A 566-nucleotide genomic window follows, 5' to 3' on the forward strand; every position below is an offset into this window, starting at 1 on the left:
TCAATATATACTGTAGAGGCAGGCTTGACAATAAAAATGCACAGATTTACAATTAAGATGTATATTTTCCCTTTTTAAAACATTTTAGCGTTTAAAAGCCTTTGTGTGTATATTGAAAGGTGAATACGATGTACATGCCGACATGAAATTTAAAACTTACAAGTTTATAGCAAGGGGAGGTGAAATGATGGATACTAATACAATCATCTTCGCTTTGCTTGGCCTAATCGTCGGTGCAGTTGTTGGCTTTTTTGTTTGTAAATCGATTGCTGAAGCTAAAATTGCGGGAGCAAAGTCTAGTGCAGAACAAATTATCGATGAAGGAACCCGCGAGGCGGAAGCTTTGAAAAAAGAAGCTTTACTAGAAGCGAAGGATGAAATCCATCAGCTTCGTACAGAGGCAGAACAAGATATTCGTGATCGTCGAGCAGAACTTCAAAAACAAGAAAATCGATTAATGCAAAAAGAGGAAAATCTTGATCGTAAAGACGAATCACTTGATAAACGTGAAGCGTTACTTGAAAAGAAAGATGATTCTCTTACTGTTAAACAACAGCATATTGAAG

1 protein-coding gene is annotated in these 566 nt (G+C 36.4%); it reads left to right on the top strand.

Annotated elements, in window-relative coordinates:
• Positions 1–187 precede the first annotated feature (187 nt).
• On the top strand, positions 188–566 hold a 379-nt coding region (locus tag AC1DRF_RS31745; RefSeq protein WP_477742793.1), incomplete at its 3' end, for an Rnase Y domain-containing protein.

It is taken from the genome of Priestia sp. P5_B4, from assembly GCF_056400385.1.